This is a genomic window from Longimycelium tulufanense, from assembly GCF_014645795.1.
Classification (GTDB): Bacteria; Actinomycetota; Actinomycetes; order Mycobacteriales; family Pseudonocardiaceae; genus Longimycelium; species Longimycelium tulufanense.
In genome coordinates this window covers 1-17,469 of record NZ_BMMK01000031.1, presented here as the reverse complement: position 1 = coordinate 17,469, position 17,469 = coordinate 1, and the positions used below count along the sequence as shown (strand labels likewise).

The 17,469-nt window shown below is 67.3% G+C and carries 17 protein-coding genes, 1 tRNA gene and 1 pseudogene; 13 read left to right on the top strand and 6 right to left on the bottom strand.

Features of this window, described 5'->3' with window-relative positions; genetic code table 11:
* Position 1: 1 nt before the first annotated feature.
* Positions 2-784: an SDR family oxidoreductase gene (locus IEY55_RS24640; protein ID WP_189060925.1), complete on the bottom strand. Its 783-nt coding sequence runs from the start codon at positions 782-784 to the stop codon at positions 2-4.
* Between the two features lie 22 nt (positions 785-806).
* Positions 807-2,162 carry a M20/M25/M40 family metallo-hydrolase gene (locus IEY55_RS24635; protein ID WP_373290055.1) on the bottom strand — a complete coding sequence of 452 codons (1,356 nt, stop codon included), beginning with the start codon at positions 2,160-2,162 and terminating at the stop codon, positions 807-809.
* A gap of 107 nt (positions 2,163-2,269) precedes the next feature.
* On the opposite strand from IEY55_RS24635, the gene IEY55_RS24630 reads away from it, so the two are divergent.
* Positions 2,270-2,354: transfer RNA gene (locus IEY55_RS24630), tRNA-Leu, on the top strand.
* A 741-nt stretch (positions 2,355-3,095) separates the two neighbouring features.
* On the opposite strand, the pseudogene IEY55_RS33095 reads toward IEY55_RS24630, so the two are convergent.
* The 4 genes and pseudogenes from IEY55_RS33095 to IEY55_RS24610 all read right to left on the bottom strand — a co-directional run.
* Positions 3,096-3,968, bottom strand: a pseudogene (locus IEY55_RS33095) (recombinase family protein); the annotation flags it as partial.
* 60 nt (positions 3,969-4,028) lie between these two features.
* A complete protein-coding gene (locus IEY55_RS24620) occupies positions 4,029-4,181 on the bottom strand; it encodes a hypothetical protein (protein ID WP_189060924.1) in 153 nt (50 codons plus the stop codon).
* A gap of 538 nt (positions 4,182-4,719) precedes the next feature.
* On the bottom strand, positions 4,720-4,920 hold the full coding sequence (locus tag IEY55_RS24615; protein ID WP_189060923.1) for a DUF397 domain-containing protein: 201 nt from the start codon (positions 4,918-4,920) through the stop codon (positions 4,720-4,722).
* Positions 4,921-4,933: 13 nt separating this feature from the next.
* Positions 4,934-5,776 (bottom strand): helix-turn-helix domain-containing protein, encoded by an 843-nt coding sequence (locus IEY55_RS24610; RefSeq protein ID WP_189060922.1) that lies wholly within the window; start codon positions 5,774-5,776, stop codon positions 4,934-4,936.
* Between the two features lie 203 nt (positions 5,777-5,979).
* Here IEY55_RS24610 and IEY55_RS24605 point away from each other — a divergent pair, with 203 nt between their 5' ends.
* The 12 genes from IEY55_RS24605 (at position 5,980) to IEY55_RS24550 (ending at position 17,355) form a co-directional block, all read left to right on the top strand.
* On the top strand, positions 5,980-6,627 hold the full coding sequence (locus tag IEY55_RS24605; RefSeq protein WP_189060921.1) for a bifunctional DNA primase/polymerase: 648 nt from the start codon (positions 5,980-5,982) through the stop codon (positions 6,625-6,627).
* A 5-nt stretch (positions 6,628-6,632) separates the two neighbouring features.
* Positions 6,633-6,872 carry a hypothetical protein gene (locus IEY55_RS24600; protein ID WP_189060920.1) on the top strand — a complete coding sequence of 80 codons (240 nt, stop codon included), beginning with the start codon at positions 6,633-6,635 and terminating at the stop codon, positions 6,870-6,872.
* Between the two features lie 192 nt (positions 6,873-7,064).
* A complete protein-coding gene (locus IEY55_RS24595) occupies positions 7,065-7,301 on the top strand; it encodes a hypothetical protein (RefSeq protein WP_189060919.1) in 237 nt (78 codons plus the stop codon).
* A 581-nt stretch (positions 7,302-7,882) separates the two neighbouring features.
* Positions 7,883-8,911, top strand: coding sequence for a DUF4192 domain-containing protein (locus IEY55_RS24590; protein ID WP_189060918.1), 1,029 nt, complete (start codon positions 7,883-7,885; stop codon positions 8,909-8,911).
* Positions 8,912-9,104: 193 nt separating this feature from the next.
* Positions 9,105-10,115, top strand: a complete 1,011-nt coding sequence (locus IEY55_RS24585; protein WP_189060972.1) for a DUF932 domain-containing protein — start codon at positions 9,105-9,107, stop codon at positions 10,113-10,115.
* 224 nt (positions 10,116-10,339) lie between these two features.
* Positions 10,340-12,301, top strand: coding sequence for a hypothetical protein (locus tag IEY55_RS24580; protein ID WP_189060917.1), 1,962 nt, complete (start codon positions 10,340-10,342; stop codon positions 12,299-12,301).
* A gap of 113 nt (positions 12,302-12,414) precedes the next feature.
* Positions 12,415-12,927 carry a hypothetical protein gene (locus tag IEY55_RS24575; protein WP_189060916.1) on the top strand — a complete coding sequence of 171 codons (513 nt, stop codon included), beginning with the start codon at positions 12,415-12,417 and terminating at the stop codon, positions 12,925-12,927.
* Positions 12,928-13,633: 706 nt separating this feature from the next.
* Entirely contained in the window at positions 13,634-14,269 is a 636-nt protein-coding gene (locus IEY55_RS24570) for a hypothetical protein (RefSeq protein ID WP_189060915.1), read from the top strand.
* 203 nt (positions 14,270-14,472) lie between these two features.
* Positions 14,473-14,820 carry a hypothetical protein gene (locus IEY55_RS24565; RefSeq protein ID WP_189060914.1) on the top strand — a complete coding sequence of 116 codons (348 nt, stop codon included), beginning with the start codon at positions 14,473-14,475 and terminating at the stop codon, positions 14,818-14,820.
* A 317-nt stretch (positions 14,821-15,137) separates the two neighbouring features.
* Entirely contained in the window at positions 15,138-16,061 is a 924-nt protein-coding gene (locus IEY55_RS24560) for a bifunctional DNA primase/polymerase (RefSeq protein WP_229686722.1), read from the top strand.
* A gap of 268 nt (positions 16,062-16,329) precedes the next feature.
* Positions 16,330-16,647: a DUF6355 family natural product biosynthesis protein gene (locus tag IEY55_RS24555; protein ID WP_189060913.1), complete on the top strand. Its 318-nt coding sequence runs from the start codon at positions 16,330-16,332 to the stop codon at positions 16,645-16,647.
* A gap of 348 nt (positions 16,648-16,995) precedes the next feature.
* Complete coding sequence (locus tag IEY55_RS24550) at positions 16,996-17,355, top strand: hypothetical protein (RefSeq protein WP_189060912.1); 360 nt, start codon at positions 16,996-16,998, stop codon at positions 17,353-17,355.
* The last annotated feature ends 114 nt before the right edge of the window (positions 17,356-17,469 follow it).

Below are 17,469 nucleotides of genomic sequence, written 5' to 3'. Positions count from 1 at the left end.
CTTACCGGGCGCCGAGCCGCACGTCCGGTGGGCGCTGCCCGCTCGCCGGGCCGGGCAGGCCCCGAAACTTGTAGGGGCCAGGCTCGCGGCCGTCCTGGAGTACCCAGGCCGACCCCGGCTCGGCGTGTTCCAGCACCGCCTCGAAGGCATCGGCGACCTGCTCGGGGCTCAGCAGCGGGTAGCCGGCGTCGGTGAGCTGCTCGCGGGCCCCTCCCAGTAGGGCGGTATCGGAGTAACCGGGGCACAGGGCCACCACGCGGATGCCCTCCTCGGCCAGCGCCTCCCCCGCCGCCCGCACGTAGCCGATGGCCGCGTGCTTGGAGGCGGTGTAGAGCGCGTCAGCAGGCATCGGGCCCAGCCCGGCCAGCGAGGCCGTGACAACGATGGTGCCGCCGCCCGCACGTCGCAGTGCGGGCACCGCCGCACACACGCCGAACACCACGTGGTCGACGTTGACGCCCATCAGCCGCCGGTAGGAGGCCACGTCGAGGCTGTCGTCCAGCCCCTGCTGGGCGCCGCCGAGCCCGGCGTTGAGGTGCACCACGTCCAGCCGTCCCAGCTCCTGCTCCACCCGCGCTACCGCGGCCGGCAGGGTGGCCGGGTCGGTGACGTCGCCGGCCAGTGGCAGGCCGTCGATCTCCGCGGCGAGGCGGTGTGCGCCCGCCTCGTCCAGATCCAGCACCGCCACCCTGGCGCCGGCGCGGGCCAGACGACGCACGCACGCCGCGCCGATTCCGCCCGCACCGCCGGTGACCAGCGCTGCCTTTCCCGCCAACCCCACCATCGCGCCGGCTCCTTCCGTTGCCTCAGCAGTCTTGTAGGAAGCGGTCCAGCACCCGGGTGCCGAAGCGCAACGCATCCACCGGCACTCGCTCGTCCACGCCATGGAACAGGGCCGTGAAGTCCAGGTCGGCCGGGAGGCGCAGCGGCGCGAAGCCGAAGCAGCGCATCCCCAACCGGGCGAACGCCTTGGCGTCGGTGCCGCCGGAAAGCATGTAGGGCACGACGGTGCCTTCCGGGTCCTCGGCCAGGATCGAGGTGCGCATGGCCTCCACCAGGTCACCGTCGAACGTGGTCTGTACCGGCGGCAGGTTGGCGATCCACTCGCGTTCCACGTCCGGGCCCAGGATCTCGTCCAGCTCCCGCTCGAACGCCTCCTGCCGGCCAGGCAATACCCGGCAGTCGACCACGGCCTCGGCCACCGACGGGATGACGTTGGACTTGTAGCCGGCCGAGAGCATCGTCGGGTTGGCGGTGTCGCGCAGGGTCGCCCCGATCACCCGTGCCAGGCCGCCGAGCTTGGCCACGGCCCCGTCCAGGTCCTCCTCGCCGAACTCCACCCCGGTCAGCTCGGTGACCGCGGCCAGGAACTCCCGGACCGAGTCGGTGAGCACCAGCGGGAAGCGGTGCCGGCCCAGCCGGGCCACCGCCTCGGCGAGCCGGGTGACGGCGTTGTCCTCGTGCAGCATCGAGCCGTGGCCGGCGCGGCCCCGCACCCGCACCCGCAGCCAGGCGATGCCCTTCTCCGCCGTCTCGACCACGTAGGCGCGCACGTCGTCGCGCAACGTGACGGAGAAGCCGCCGACCTCGCCGACGGCTTCGGTGCAGCCCTCGAAGAGCTCAGGACGGTGGTCGACCAGCCAGTGCGAGCCCTGCAGGCCGCCCGCCTCCTCGTCGGCGAGGAAGGCGAACACGATGTCGCGGGGCGGGGTGATGCCGTCGCGCCGGAAACGGCGGGCCACGGCCAGGGTCATGGCGACCATGTCCTTCATGTCCACCGCTCCCCGGCCCCACACGTAGCCGTCCTGCACCGCGCCGGAGAAGGGATGCACCGACCATTCGGCCGCATCAGCGGGCACCACGTCGAGATGGCCGTGCATGAGCAGCGCACCCCGGGCGGGGTCGGCCCCAGGCAGGCGGGCGACGACGTTACCCCGGCCCGGGGTGTCCCCGGACTCGACGTAGGTGGTCTCGAAGCCCACCTCGGCCAGCTTCCCGGCGACGAACTCGGCTGCGGCCCGCTCCCCCGCGCCGGTCGCGGGGTCTCCGGTGTTGGTGGTGTCGATCCGGATCAGCTCGCTGGTCAGCGCGACGGCCTCGTCCTCGGCCTGGGCCAGGCCGGACGGTGCCGGCACCTGTGGGGGCTCGGTGTGCTCGCTCACCCGGTCTTCCTACCACCGCCGCCCAGCCCCGGGGACCCCGTTTGGGGGGTGTGCCGGCGATCAGCTATCCTTTCCGCGCACACGGCGCGGTGCCGCCGTGTGGTCGAGTCCGAGTGGCGGAATGGCAGACGCGCTAGCTTGAGGTGCTAGTCCCCGATCAAGGGGGTGGGGGTTCAAGTCCCCCCTCGGACACATCAGAAACCCCACGGGGTTGACCTCGGCCGAGACCAGGTGACGTTCTGGCTGGTAGACGAGCCGCAGACCGAGCTGGCGGTAGAGTTCGTTTTTGTCCTCGGGTTTGGCCCGGCGGAGTGCCCGCCGGGCCTTTGTGCTGTTGTGGACGAGGTGCCGGATGTCGTCTGCGGTCAGCTGCCGTGTCCGCTGTTTGTGCGCTTTGAGTTCGGCGGTGGCGGCGGTGCGTTCGGCTTCGACCTCGGCGATCCATTCCGCGACCAGCACGGGGTCGGCTCCGGCGTCCAACGCGGCCCGGTACTGGGCCAGGCGCGCCTCACAGCGCTGGATGCGGGCCTGCGCCGCGGCGACCGGTGCCGCGGTCGTGGTGGTGTCGCCGGCTGCTGCGGCGAGTCGGCGCACGGTGTCTTCCAGATAGTCGGGGTCGAACACGCGGCCCAGCCAGTGTTCCAAGGGGTCGACCAACTCCCGTTCGCGCAGGTAGACGTTGCGCGGATGCTCAAGCCCCTGGGCGAGGGCGTACTGCTGGGGGAAGCGGCAGCGGTAGTAGGACTCGTCGTGGTTGCGTTGACCCTGCATCCGGCGGCCGCACCCGTCGATGCCACACAGCAGGAGCCCTTTGAACTGGTAGCCGTGGCGGGAGCGGTGGGGTTTGCGCTGATGGGGACGTTTCCCTTGTGCCCGCATCAGTTCTTGTGTCAGTTCGAAGGTTTCCCTGCTGATCAACGGTTCGTGGGCGGGGCGTTCGGACCAGATCCAGTCCTCGGTTGTGTTCCACCGCAGTTTGGTCTCGTGGCCGAGGGCGACGTCGGTGACGTCGATGAGCACCTCGTCCTTGCGTTGCCGGTTCCACACCTGGTAGCCGGTGTAGCGGGGGTTGAGCAGGATCGCGCGGACCGCGCTCTTGGCCCACCCCGTCCCGCAGCGGTGCGGGTTCCGGCGAGGGTCGTAGGCCGAGGGCGAGGGGATCCCGTCCCGGGCCAGTCCTTCGGCGATGGCGTAGATCCCCAGCCCGCTGACGTACTCGGCGAAGATCCGCTCCACCACCGGGGCCGTGATGGGGTCGGGTGCCAGGCGCTGGAGCCGGCGACCTTCGGCGGCCTTGGCCGGGTTGGGGTGCGGCCCCGCGTCCACCAGCCGGTAGCCGTACGGCGGCCGCCCGCCCAGGAATCGGCCCTCCAACTCGGCCTGGGCCGCCATGGCGGTGCGCACGCGAAGCTTGATGCGGTTGCGCTCGCCCTTGCTCATCCCAGCGAAGACCGACATCACCAGGTCATGGGCCTCGCTGGTCGGGTCGATGGGACCGCCGACTTCGGGCACCCACAACTGCACCCCATAGTGCACGAACAGCGGGAACGTGTTCCCAAACTGGTTGCCATAGAACGCGCGCTGCGGCTCCCCAATCACCACGGCGTCGAAACCGCGGTTCGGGTCGGCCAGTGCGTCCAACAGGGCCTTCGATCCCGGACGACGCTGCCACGGCACCGAACGGGAATGCCCCACATCGGAGTACTCAGCGACAATGCTGCCGCCATGCGGCTCGATCAGCGATCGCGCCCGCGTGTACTGCCAGTTCCGTGACGCCGTCGGGTCCTGGTTGTCCTCCGTGGACACCCGCCAAAAAAATGCGAAATACACTCACCGGCTCCCGTCATTCAACAACATCGATGAGATTCACTCCTGCTGACCGCTGGCCTCCGACAGGATCTTCAACAGAAGCTTGGCCGCGGCAGGAGTCAAGGCTGGCGGCTCATCAGGAACGAGCACCACCAGTTCCTCGGGATCGCGGCCCGGCGCGTTGGTCCGCCGGCCCTCGCCGGTGCTCATGAGGGTGCCCGGTCGATCCCGCAGGCGCGGTGGCCAGCGGCCCCGCGCGGGTATCCACGCTGCCACCGGTGGTGCTCGGAGAGCAAGCCACGATCGAGCGAGATGTCGTGCACGAGGCGGTCGCGCCACGGCCATGGGACACACCGACGTCGCGCCACAACGTGGTGTTCGGTCCCGCGGGGAAACGTCGCGTCGCCCACTTCACCCTCCCCGATGAAGTGCCTTGGCCGACGCCGACAGTTCTTCCCCATGTTCCTGCCGGTGAACAAGGAACGACAGCGGCGGCCAACGACGGCGGGCCACAGGAGAGTTCCGCGTCAGCGGTGGGGAGGTACACGCTCCTGCGCTGCCCATGTCGGTTCATTGGTTGCTCCAGCGTGCACGCCGCATAAGCAGAGCGGAAGGGAACACCGTTGCCACTGCTGACAACGGTCACGAAGGCAACGACTCATGCGCAAACCATGTCGGACCTGAACATGATCGGGTCGCCCTGATGAACGGTAGTGGCGATCCGATCGGGAATGGATGAAAGGTGAGATCAACGAGAGAAGCGATTCCTGACCGCAGTGAGGAATTGTGCCCACTGGGTCTTGGTCACGATCAGTGCGGGACCCGTCGGGTGCTTGCTGTCCCGGATCGCGGTCCAGCCAGATCCCTGGGTCATCTCCACGCAAGCGCCGGTGCCGTTGCTGTAGCTGGACTTGCGCCACCGGCGACGGGAGAGGTCTGGGGCGAGCATCGCGCACCCCCAACTAGTCGAGTTCCTTGATCACCCGGTCGAGCATTGTGACGGTCTCGTGTTCACCGAGCGCAGCCACACGCAGCCGGTCAAACACCAGCCTATAGGCTCGGATGTGTTGCGGTCGATCGAGGTAGTCACTGCTTGTGATGTCCTCCAGATAGACCGTGGTCTTCCCCGTCTCGGCAAGCCGGAGCAGAGTGAACGAGGTCCCCATGGCAGCGTGGGCTCCGGCGCTGAAGGGCAGCACCTGGATCGTGACATGGGGCAGCTTCCGCAGATCCTGGAGCAGCCGGAGCTGATCACGCATCACGACGGCACCCCCGACGTGGCGACGGAGCACGGCTTCGCTGAGCACTACGGACACGGCCGGAGCATCAGAGCTGGTAAGCCGGTCACGACGATGGACCCGACTCTCGACGAGTTGGTCGATGTCGGCCGGATTGGCGAGCACCGACGCCTCCGCCACCGCGTGCGCATACTCCCGGGTCTGGAGCAGACCGGGCATCAACTCCTCGGAGAAGATCAGGATCTCGGCCGCGCTGGCCTCCATACCGACGTACTGGCGGGCCCAGTCCGAGACCTTGCCGTAGCGGCCTCGCTTACGCGCCTCCTTGCCCAGCGTGCGCAGTCGGTCCGCCGCCTTACCCGTAACCTCGAACAGTGCCGCGAACACCTCGATCTCTGTTGCGGAGACCGTGGCCGAGCCCTGCTCAACACGCGAAAGCTTCGTGGGGTGCCAGCCCAAGCGCTCGGTGATCTCCTCACGGGAGACACCGGTCTCCTCACGCAGGCGCTTGAGCTCCAAGCCCAGCTGGAGGCGCTGCATCGTCGGGTTCGACTTCGGCGTGGGCAAAGGACCTCCCTGGAGTGATCAGCGCCGCCAGTGTGCCGGGTCGCGGACGGAGACCAGCCACGATCCCCCTTTCGATGCATCGATATGTTGCAGTGCAGCTTGTATGTTGGCTATCGCAACGTGAGATATATGCAGTGAATCACAGTCCGAGCCCCACCCTTCCTGTCGGGTGGGCTCGCCGCGTACGAGATCCGGGAGGTGCCATGCCGCAACGCATCAGCGTCCGCCTCACACCCCCTCAACCCGCCAGGGTCTCCAGGCAAACCCTGCACCTGGCCGCGCTCCGGGACGCCGCGCTCTCCTTCACCCACCACGGATGGGCTGTCCTTCCGGGTTCCCCGTGGTGGCAGGGGCGCTATCGCAACCCAGCGACCAGCCTTGTCACGGCGGGGTTGAGCCCGATATGGCCCCGTGAGCAGGCCAGCACCGAGCCCCGGCAAGTCCGGGCGTGGTGGGACACCCAGCCCTACTCGCTGCTGCTGGTCACCGGCGAGGCGTTCGACGTGATCTCCGTTCCCGTGGGCTGGGGCCTGGCGGCCTCCCAACGCCCCGCACTACGTCGCCATCCAGCGCCGGTGATCCTGACCCCGGCCGGACGTGCCCTGTTCCTCGTGACCCCCACGGCACGGCTCTACCCACAGCTTTGTGCCTGCCCAAGCGCGAACTGGAGCGAGACCACCACGGTGGTACCCGCCCCACCGACCCGGATGTGCGGCGGACCCGTCACCTGGTGGGTCACCCCGGAACGCTGTGACTGGCAGCCGGGCGACACCCGCCTGGTCCAGCACGCCCTCATCGACACCACCCACGCGGGTGCCGCAGACCACCGCACCGTCATTCGGCTGCGGTGAGCCCGATGGACACCGCAATGTCGCTGTCCGGTTGGGAACTGCTCGCCGTCTTCCTCGCCTGGCTGACCATCACCCTCGTCTACGGCGAAATCGAACGCCGTCGCGCCCTGCAGCCTCGTAGGCGGCAACCCCGCCACGCCCGGCACACCCTCCCGAGCCGAGCCCAACCGACCGTCGCCAAGCTCCGCCAGCAACACCACGCCGACCGCATTCCCTATTACCCGCAGGTTCGGCGAAGCGCCTGACCTTCTCCGCCCATTCGCCGGTAGGAATGGGCGCGCCACCGCCCCGACCGGGCCCCGTTCCTGCCGTGCCCGCCCGCGCCACCGATCAGCGCGGGCACGCCGCAGCGCCCCGACTTTCTTCCCCACGCTCCCCCGAGTCGGGGCGCTGCGGCCCCCACACAGACAACGCCACAAACGCCACAGGAGCTCGCCATGTTCCCTCAACGGGAAACCGTGTTCCACATCAGCGACCAGGCATCAACCGCCATCCGATGCCGCGAGAACGGCATGGTCGAACTGGTCATCACGTCCTCGAACCACACATTGGTCATCGCCTTCGCCAACCCCACCGACCTCGTGGCGGTGATGCTCTCCCTCCGGTTGCTGGACCGCGGCTTGCGAGACCTGCGTGACGCGGTATTCCGCCCCGTCCGTCAGCACGGACTGTAGCCGGTGCTGAAACAGAACCCCGCCCTGTAGGGGCCGTGAATCCAATTCAGGCAAGGCTCTGGGCCGCGGTCTGCGGCGATAACATTCCGCCAATGCCGCGTTGATCGCCGGTCGAGTGGTACTGCTCAACCACGAGGGCCACCGCGCAAGGCACGCACGGACAACAACTACACGATCAAGACCGTGGGGTGCCCTCTGCTACTTCCTCGGACCGGGATCGTCTTCTGCCGCGCCCTCGCGATCGCTGATCCCCAACTCCCTACGGCCGTTCGACGAGATCGTGAACCAGCTCGGCTACCGGCCAGCAGGACGACTACAGCCTGGGGCAACACGACGCGCTGGTGTGGGTCGCCGGGTTTGATGATCTTAGCGAGAAAACGACCGATTCGCTGAACCGGCAGAAAACCCTCCTGCATTAATTCGAAGAATGACCTGAGGTGGTTACCCGACTGTGATCGGGTGACCACCTCACTCTTTCTTGGTTACGGGTATGCCACCAGCTATCTCGACGCACGCTTCACGCCGATGTGGCGAACCTCCGTGCTGGTCCGAAACTATTCTGAAAGGAGATTTTGTTGAGCATGTCACGTCTGAATCTGAGTGGACCTGGTGATCTGATCGCCGCGGTGCCCTTCCTGTTGGGTTTCTATCCATCGGACTCGCTTGTCCTGGTCACCCAGGATGCTGATTCCGCACGGCTGGGGCTGGTGGTGCGGGCCGACCTTGTCCCACCCGGCGCGGTGCCGGAGCTTGCGGCAACGCTCTGTTGCCCACTGGTGTCCCAGAAGGTGATCGCGACCTTCCTGATCATTGTCGGTGGGATGGACCACTCGTCGGCGTCGCCGCCTCACCGCGAGCTGGTTGAAGGCATGAGTAGGGCGCTGCGTCAGGATGGGATCGACGTCGTCCACGCGCTGTGGACCCCGTCCGCGACCGCTGGAGCACAGTGGCGGTGTTACGACGATCCCGACTGCAGCGGGGTCGTGGCCGACCAGTCCAGTTCACCCGTGGCTGCGGCCGCGGCGGCAGCCGGGGCGGTCACGTTCGCCAGCCGCGAGGAGATGGCCGCCCTGCTCACGCCCGCGGTCGACGAGACCGTGTTGGCACGGCGGGCGGACCGCCTACGCGCAGAGGCTGTGGCCTCGCTGTGCTCTGCGCACAGGCTGGTCGCACACCGAGCCCAGCGAGGCTTCGCCGACCTGCAGCGGGCGCTGCGAGCTGCACACGAGGGCCACCTGCCGGTCTCCGACGACGAGGTCGTTGCGCTGGCCCTGGCGTTGTCCGATCACCACGTGCGGGATGCCTGCTTGTCGTTCTGCATGGGCGAGGACGCCCCGGCCGCTGACCGCCTCTGGCTCGCCCTCACACGAGGCACCCCGCCCCCGTTCAGGGCAGAGCCCGCCGTCTTGCTGGCATTCGCTGCTGTCATTCGGGGCGACGGTGCCATGGCGGACATCGCGCTCTGTTGTGCCGATGCCGCCGAGCCCGGGCATCGGGTCGCCCGCTTGCTGTCCTGGGCCATTCAGCTCGGCCTGCCGCCGAAGCGGATGAGGAACTTGGCCGTTGACGCCGCGGACGATGCTCGCCAGTGTCTGCTTTTTGACGAGTAGATCAGGTTGCGGCAACGCCAGCCGAAAACATTCATGAAGCGAAAGTTACTTCGGATTCCATTGGCGGTATCGCGTGCCGAAGATTCGGCCATGATCGGGACACGTCGCCGGACACCGCTGCCGTTGACTGCGATGCGAGTTGCCGTGCCCCATCTCTCCTGTTCTTAACCACACAAATGATAGGGGTGACGCCATGGCTCATGAAATTGAGGTACTGAGCAACGGTCGCGCCGCGTTTTTCTCGGCTCGTCAGCCGGCCTGGCACCAGTTGGGCACGGTGACTCCGTACGGGTTGAGCGCGCGTGAGGTGATGGAGGTGGCCCATCTGGGCGGGTGGAATGTGCGCAAGATTCGGCTTATGGGTTACGAGCAGGCTGGCAGCGGCATACAGACCGTGCCGGTGCGCGGCCAGTTCGCTGTGGTCCGTGACCACCCGATCACCGGTGAGATGGAGTCGCTGGGTGACGCGGTGGTCGGGGCGGGCTATCGGCACATTCAGAATGAGGAGCACGCGGAGTTTCTGGACGTGCTGGTGCGTGAAGCGGGCGCGGAGTTCGAGACCGCGGGCTCGCTGCGGCGTGGCCGCCAGGTGTTCGTGACCATGAAACTGCCCGAGGGGCTGCGTGTGGCCGGTGTCGATGACTTCGATCTTTACGTGGCCGCGTTGAATTCGCACGATGGGACGTCCGCGTTCCGGGTGCTGATTACCCCGGTACGAGTCGTGTGCGCGAACACGTGGCGGCTGGGGCTGGCCGAGGCGGTATCGTCGGTGTCGATCCGGCACTCCGGCGACTTGAAGGGCAAAGTCGAGGAGGCACGGCAAACGCTGGGCCTGATGTGGGCCTATGCCGAGGAGTTCGAGCATGCTGTCGAGAAGCTCTGTGAACAGGAGCTGACCGACGCTGCGTTTCGCGAGATCATCCGCCAGGTCTGGCCTCTCGAGCCCGACCCCTCGACACGGGCCCGTGCCAACGCCACACGGCGTGAGGACACGCTGATGTCGTTGTTCCGGGAGGCGCCCACCAACGCCGCTATCCGCGGGAGCGCCGCTGCCGGATTGCAGGCGGTGGGCGAGTATCTGGACCACTTCGCTCCCGCCAAGAACACCACGGCGCGGGCTACGCGCACGCTGATCAGCGCCGACGTGGCACAGCGCAAGCAGCACGCCTACGAGCTGCTCTCAGCCGTCTCACCGGGTGCGTGACCGACCACCGTCGCCCGCCATACCGGTATCCCGGGGCCTGCTTCACCGCCTCATCCGTCGTGTTGCCCGAGATCGTCCGGGCACGGATTCCCGGCGCGAGTCGGCAGGACTCACTGCGACGCCAGCTGGCCACCCCATTCGAGCACCACCACGGCAGGGGCACGTCCCAGCAGGGATGTGCCCCTGCCCGAGCACGCCACCAGAGCACAGAAAGGACAATCGCTATGGTTCGCCGCACCACCCCACGTCACCGCGAGGATGCCCGCCGCCGGGACGCCGACCTGATTCGCCGCACCAGGATCGTGCTGGGTGATCGCGAGGCCACCGCGGGCCGGCTGGCCGTGCTGGAGGGGGCCGCCGACAGTGTCCGCCGGCTGTCCACGGCCGCCAAGGTCATGCTCGCGCTTCAAGCCGAGGAACGTCGTGTCGCCGTGCGGGACGTCGCCACGTTCGACGAGTGGAAGGTGCGTGGCCGTCGCGTCCGCAGCGGGGAGTGCGGGCTGCGAGCGTTGCCGGCCCACGTAGGCGAGCAGATCCCGGCCAACCTCCGGCTGGAGGCGGTGTTCGACATCGGTCAGACCGAGCCTCGGGACCAGTCCGCTGCGGCGTCCACGGAACTGGCTCCGGCGGAGGTTCTCGCGTCTACCCAGGCTGCGGGAGTCGACTCCGTCGGCAGGCCGGAGCCCACCCCGTCGCCGCTGGAGCATCTGTGTGCCCAGGTCGAGGCCGCCGGATATCGGATCGAGCAGACCGCCACCTGTAACAGGGTCGACACCGCCGCCGGTGTGGTGTACCTGCGTCGAGACGACGAAGCCACAGCCGCTGCGGCGCTGGCCCTAATGCTGGCCGACGTGCTGGCTCATCCCCGCACCAGCGCGGTGACGGGGCCCAACACCGCTCACACCGCAGCCCCAGGACACGAGCACCCCGAGGCCGCGCCAGCCACCCCGGCACCTGTGGACCCGAGCCTACGGCCAACGCCCACCACGACGGAGCAGGAGGACTGCCGAACCCCGGAGATCGTCCGTCTCAACCTCGGTCGCTACGGCACGGCCACCGCGGCCGTCACCACGAACTGGACCACCGGGCGGACCCGGTACGTCGTCCGCGCCGACCGCATCGCAGGTGCTGTCACCGTATCTCCGGAACGGCACCCCTATCCCGACGACGACACCGTGGTTCCCCAGGACATCGACGTGGACTGGGGCGACACCCTCGAGGACACGGACCGCCGCGTCACCGGCTATGACCCCCATCCCTCACCGCTCACGGCGAACGGGATCACCCTCATCGGGGGCACCCGCGGCATCCGACCGCAGACGATCCTCGACGGTGAACGGCTGGGCCTGTCCGTACGCCGCGCCACGGGGCACCTCACCTCGAGCACGGTGCCGACCCGCACCGAAGACCGCGTGACCGCGCTGACCCAGGGGGTGTTGCAGCACTGGCTGTCCCACCCGGACTTGGAAGCCGTCCGATTGGCAACGGCCCGCTACTACGCACCCGCGCGGGCAGCGAAGGCTCAGAGCGACGCCGACCGGCTTCAGGAACAGATCGACACGCTCGTGGCCGAGCGGGACCAACACCTTGCCCGGGCCGCAGCGTTCCACCGGTTGGTCACCGAAAGCGACAGCGATCACCGCGGACCGGAACCGGCGCCACCCAGCCCGGCCCCGGTCGAGGAGGTGCCAGTCTCCGGCTCGGGCGACGTGCCCGTCGCGGCTCCACCAGACAATGTCCAGGCGGAAAGGACCGAGGCGAACCCCGTCGAGGATGAGTTGGGAAGTGACCCCGACGCCGCCGACCCAAAAGACGACACCTGGCAACAGTTCATCGCCGCCATGGCAGATACGGACACCGCCCACGGTGCGTCCCCAGACCACCCCGTTCTCACCGCACCCCCCGAAACCCCGCTCTCAATAGAGCACCGCGGTGTTGTCAACCCTCCCGGAGTAGCTGAGGGAATACCAGCCTCACCCCCAGACGACAGCCCGAGCGTGACAACCGCACAGCTGGACGCCGCCGCCAAGGTCCTCACACGGCTCGTCGTGCCGTCACCGGACCGGGACTGGGACACCCAGCTCGATGACCACGAGCGCAAAGCCTGCCGCCAGTGGGCCCGCGATGTCTTTACCGCAGCAGGTTTTCACATCACTCCACCCCCGCTCAGCCCGACCGCTCCCTGACCACACTGGCCCTCGCGTCTCTGAGCGACCTCTGGGGACACATCGCGGATCGAGCCGAGCGAATCGAGGTTTCAGGTACCTGCTTGCAAACGTGAGAGAAATGGAGTCACGCATTGCGGCTCAATGAGTCCCGCCGCCACACCATCAAAATCAGCGAGCACCGCGCTCTCCGCGTGTTCGCCGACGGCTACCTCGTCGGTCAGTACCAGGACGTTGCCCGCAGCGGTGGAGGAACCCTGTACTTGCCCACCGTCATCACCCCGACCGGGCAGCCCTTCTCCCTCCACCAGTGCACCACGTGGTTCGTGGCCTTGAACGAGATCCTCGCCGCCGCCAGCGAGTACGACTACAGGCCGCACCCCATCACCATCGTCCGCCGCCATGGCGTCGTTGGCCACCGCCACACCTACCTGTGTCCCACCTGTGTGGACGGTGGCAGGACTGGACAGCCCTTCTACCCCAACGAACAGGAGGCCACAGCAAGCGCCCGAAGGGATCACTACACCGTCACCGGTCACCCTGCTGTGCTGCACGACAAACCGGCTGCCCTTCCCCTCCCACAGCCACCGACCAACAGTACCGAGGCTCAGCGGCATATGCCGAACAGCGGCCTGCTCGCCGACTGACTTCCCCTGATGAACCGGGTGGGACGCCAAACCCACCGGATCCAGGAACACCCGAGAGGAACATCCAATGTGGAACCTACTCAGTGACGCCGTGGCTGTCGTCGCAATGTTCACACTGGGATGGATCGTCATCGACATCCCCGATCTCGTGAAGGCCCTCGTCGACCGCCTCACGAACAAGAATCTGAAGGACTGACCGTCCTGATTCACAGCAACACACCTGAACCGCAGCGAAACCCGATCCGGATCACCGTTCTTGTCGGCGGAACAGACCCAGGTGTGCCCGGCGGAAAACGACTCCCGCCGGGCACACCCGATGTGCCGGCGATCGAGCAGCGTGGTTTCCCGACGCCGCTACCCACGAAGGGCTCGCCAAACTTCTCACCAGCACACGCGGCCCACCCCAGGAACGGCGGAGAGGAACACCCGACGCCTTGTCAGCGGGCCACAACTCCAGGATAGCCGCCCTGGACCGCTCTCAGGGTTACCGGGACTGCTCTCTCCGGTGAGCAGACTCGCACGCGCACAAACGACACGACAGTGCAGAGGCCGCTGACCCCCCCACGAGCGGGTTACCGATCTCGACCCCCAGCCACAGCGGAAGGAGGAGCCGCCGCAACCGCCAACGCGCATCCGCACTTACGCGACCGACGGGCGGGACGCCAAACCTGCCCCGACCAGGATCACGACAGAGAGGAACACCATCATGGCCAACAGCGGCCTACACGACCTGATGGAACGAATCGACGACGTTACCACCGAGGAGAGCACCGAGTCCGGCCCGGACGCGGCGACGTGGACGCCCAACCCTGACGAGGATCCCGACGAGAGCGACAACCCGGACACGATGCTCGCGATCTCGCTGGGCATGGACCACGTCGAGGTGATCGAGATCGACCGGCACAACCCGGGGCCGGACGTCGACCGCCTCGTCGGTGACCCTCTTCGTGAGAGGATGCACCACCTGCGGGGCGTGGACTTCTGGGTCGGCGAGAACAGCCTGACCACCAGCACGCTCAACGTCTGCGCGAGCTTGTTCATGGAACAGCTCCTGCGTGATGTCGCCTCCGGTGACTATGCGGCCAGCGATCGCGAGCGAGCCCACGTACGCGGGCTGCTGAAGTGTCCCGAGGGGCCACCCGTGATCTCTGGGCCGTGCGTGGTGACGGGGGTCGACGAGTCCGGCAGCGGGCTTGGTCCCTTCGACGAGAGCTTCCGTTACTGGTTCGGCAACTTCCTCGCCAAGGCCGGCCAGCTCCAGGAACAGCGCATCCTGGCGCTGCTGACCGAGTTGGGCATCCCACCGGAGCAGATCGGCCAGATCGCCATCATCGAGCTGTGACGGCGGTGTCCTTGCCGGGACCGCATCCCGGCCAGGACTACCCGTCCGAGTCCACCTCGAGCAGTGACACGTCTGCGTGACCCGGCCAGGAACCGACTCGAAAAATCTCCTGACTGTCCCAATAGGACATCGACTGAAATATGTGAACTCACTCAAGAGAGCACACGTCACACTGCCTCAGAAAAACATGGGAGAAGACGACCATGCATGTACACATCTATCACAACACCAACAGGAAGGCGATGATCGACGGCTACCAACACGACCATGATGTGGTCCTCGTCGCCCACTACGACGATTGCACCGCACCCGATCACATCGCCGCCTGCAACAAGGCATTCGCGCTCTACAACGCCGACCACAACCCCGACGTCACGGAGCCGGATCCCCACGTGACGCAGTACCGCGAGCGCGGCAACCGGTCATTGTCGGTTGGCGACGTCGTCGCCTGCGACGACCACTTCTTTGCATGTCAGAACTCGGGCTGGTCGGCCATCGCAGAACCGACCGTCGCCTGGCTGAGCATGCCCGGAACCACCCCACTCGACTGAGTAGGAGAGTGTCGTGCGGTCGGGGATGCCCTACCCCGGCCGCACGCCCCGGCACCCAAGCTGTCACTGCACGAGAACTCCCACCACGCAGAAGCCCACATCCGATCCCGTTGGTCAGGCTGCGACCACCATTCAGCTGTTGCCGCATTGCCAGATTTGGCACCGCCTCAACCCTTTCTGCTTGCCGCATCCTCAGCCACGGTGGTGTCAGTGGTGCCCAGCGCGCACCCCACCCCATCCGGTGCTCCTGTGCGCCGCGATCGCAAGCCCGTGCCCGCCTATGCCGGGACACGCCGCACCCCAAGGAGTTCAGAACCATGTCACCGCCGCATGTCCCACCCCGCCAGCTAATGCGTGCGGCACTGGCGGCCGCCGAGCGAGGCTGGCCCGTCTTCCCCCTCGTCCCCGGTGGAAAACGGCCCTTCTGGCACAGCGCAGAGAACTGCCGAGGACTCGGGGTGTGCCAGGACGGGCACGTCGGATGGGAGGCATGCGCCACCACCGACCCCACCGTGATCCGCAAGATTTGGGCCCAGCCGTTCAACATCGGGATCCCGACCGGACCCGCCGGCTTGCTCGTGATCGACCTCGACATCGCCCACGGCCACCGGCCCCCGCCCGAGTGGGCCGGTGCCCGCGGGGGCCGTGACGTCCTGGTGAAGTTGGCGGCCCGGGCCGGACAGCCAGTGCCGACCGACACGTTCACCGTCCGGACCACTGGCGGCCTGCACCTGTACTTCGAGGCCCCCGCCACGGTGGAACTGCGCAACACGGTGGGCACCCTGGGCTGGCGGATCGACACCCGCGGCATCGGTGGCTATGTCGTCGCCGCCGGCTCAGTGCGACCCGAAGGCCGCTACCGCGTCGTCCACGACGCTCCCGTGCGGCCGCTGCCGGACTGGCTGACCCTCGCCCTGACCCCACCGCCTCCACCCGAACGGGACACGGCCCGCGCCGCGGCGACCCACCATCCGGCCTACCTCCGTGCCGCCCTCGACGGCGAAGCCGAGAAGGTGGCCACCGCACGAGAGGGCAAGCGTCGAATCACGGTGCTCCGCGCCGCAGTGGCACTGGCCACCTTCCCGGAGCTCGACGACCACACCATCACCGAGGCGCTCACCCAGGCCGCTGAGGAGTGCCGGCGCCGCACCCAAGAACCCCTGGGCAAACGCGAGGTCGAGCGAGCCATCCGGGACGGCATCGCCTACGGCCGCCGCCGACCGCGCTCACGACGGCCCTGATGCCACGGAGAGCCGAGGAAAAAGCGTCACATGATCGCGGATTCGCCGCCACCACACCCGGTTTTCCTCACCGCGCATCGCCGAGGCGTTGCCATGTTTCTGCGGTTTGGCAACGCAACGGCATTGCCACGGCATCTGTTGATCATTCACAGTGGAGAAGGCAAGACAACCGTCCGCTCTCGGAACACCAAGGTCAGCTGCTTCAGGCAGAAATAGCAAAGAAGGCGGTTGATGTTCCGTGCCCGAAACCCAGTCAGGAGTGCATATGATGAAGCGTTTTGTCGTGGGATGCGCCGCGATCGCTGCGGCCTTGGGTGCAGTGTTCACGCCGACCGCGGCGGCGACGCCTCCCGACCTTTACGCGAGGTGCGGTTTCTACAAGTCCACCGCACCCGCACAATACGGATCGTATTACATCCACTGCGGCGATTCGTGGATCTGGGTGAAAATCCAGTACAAGGGGAAGCCCGCCCAGGAGTCGTGCTTCCGACCGCACGAGCAGCGGAGGCTCGGCGACCCCGACGCCGTCGAGCGGGCCTGGTACACGCGGGTCGCTCAGACCGACGGAAAGAAATGCCTGGGTTGATCTGACCCACGACACCGGACGCGGGGGGGACGCGCAATTTGCGCGTCCAGCCCGCGTCGTACTGTGCCTGGCTGGTTGATTCCCCTTTGGGGCAAGTACCTCTCGCGCCAACCTGAGTACGGGAGGTCGAATCGAAGCCATCTGGGTAACGAGTGTGAGAGCCACCTGCGACCACGGAAGCCGGGCAAGCAAACCGGCGCTGATCTGTACCTCCCCTCCTCCAGGCTTGCGCTGGCGTGGCGCCTGAACGCGATGCCCGCAGTGGCCCCGTTCTCCTTGCCCAACCCCCTCCGGCCGGACGGCCCCCACCTCCGCCACATCCAGCCCAACAGATAAGGAACGATCTTCATGTCCAGCTCTCTGCCGGCATGGCTACGCACCACCCAGCCCGGACGGTTCGCCCCCCACGGCCCGGCCACTGTCACTGTGGTCACCGCCGCACGGGACGTCGACGTTCCCACCCCCTGGAGCCTTACCGGTGACACCGTACGGGGGCACCGGGTCATCCTGCGATCCGACCAGCCCGGCCGTCCCACCGTGCTCGCCGTGTTCGAACGCCCCATCGGACAGCCAGTCTGGAGCCAGGTCATCCCGGAACTCACCGCCGACACGGTGGAGACATGGCCCGCTCGACGCCAGCCCCACGCCCAGATCCTTGACCACCAGTTTTGTACCTGGTTGACCAAGCAGGTCAAGGTCCAGGGCTAACCGACTCCCGACCCCGGCCGGGCACTCCACAACTCCATCTCAGGAGATCGAGGGTGTGTCAAGTTAACGGTGGATCGCGTTGATGTGGTTACTTCCTTGCTGCGGACAGTCGTC

Coding starts and splice junctions, on each gene's coding strand:
- IEY55_RS24640 (WP_189060925.1), bottom strand. CDS start 784: ATGGTGGGGTTGGCGGGAAAGGCAGCGCTGGTCACCGGCGGTGCGGGC.
- IEY55_RS24620 (WP_189060924.1), bottom strand. CDS start 4,181: ATGAGCACCGGCGAGGGCCGGCGGACCAACGCGCCGGGCCGCGATCCC.
- IEY55_RS24615 (WP_189060923.1), bottom strand. CDS start 4,920: ATGCTCGCCCCAGACCTCTCCCGTCGCCGGTGGCGCAAGTCCAGCTAC.
- IEY55_RS24605 (WP_189060921.1), top strand. CDS start 5,980: ATGCCGCAACGCATCAGCGTCCGCCTCACACCCCCTCAACCCGCCAGG.
- IEY55_RS24600 (WP_189060920.1), top strand. CDS start 6,633: ATGGACACCGCAATGTCGCTGTCCGGTTGGGAACTGCTCGCCGTCTTC.
- IEY55_RS24595 (WP_189060919.1), top strand. CDS start 7,065: ATGTTCCCTCAACGGGAAACCGTGTTCCACATCAGCGACCAGGCATCA.
- IEY55_RS24590 (WP_189060918.1), top strand. CDS start 7,883: ATGTCACGTCTGAATCTGAGTGGACCTGGTGATCTGATCGCCGCGGTG.
- IEY55_RS24585 (WP_189060972.1), top strand. CDS start 9,105: ATGGCTCATGAAATTGAGGTACTGAGCAACGGTCGCGCCGCGTTTTTC.
- IEY55_RS24580 (WP_189060917.1), top strand. CDS start 10,340: ATGGTTCGCCGCACCACCCCACGTCACCGCGAGGATGCCCGCCGCCGG.
- IEY55_RS24570 (WP_189060915.1), top strand. CDS start 13,634: ATGGCCAACAGCGGCCTACACGACCTGATGGAACGAATCGACGACGTT.
- IEY55_RS24565 (WP_189060914.1), top strand. CDS start 14,473: ATGCATGTACACATCTATCACAACACCAACAGGAAGGCGATGATCGAC.
- IEY55_RS24560 (WP_229686722.1), top strand. CDS start 15,138: ATGTCACCGCCGCATGTCCCACCCCGCCAGCTAATGCGTGCGGCACTG.
- IEY55_RS24555 (WP_189060913.1), top strand. CDS start 16,330: ATGAAGCGTTTTGTCGTGGGATGCGCCGCGATCGCTGCGGCCTTGGGT.
- IEY55_RS24550 (WP_189060912.1), top strand. CDS start 16,996: ATGTCCAGCTCTCTGCCGGCATGGCTACGCACCACCCAGCCCGGACGG.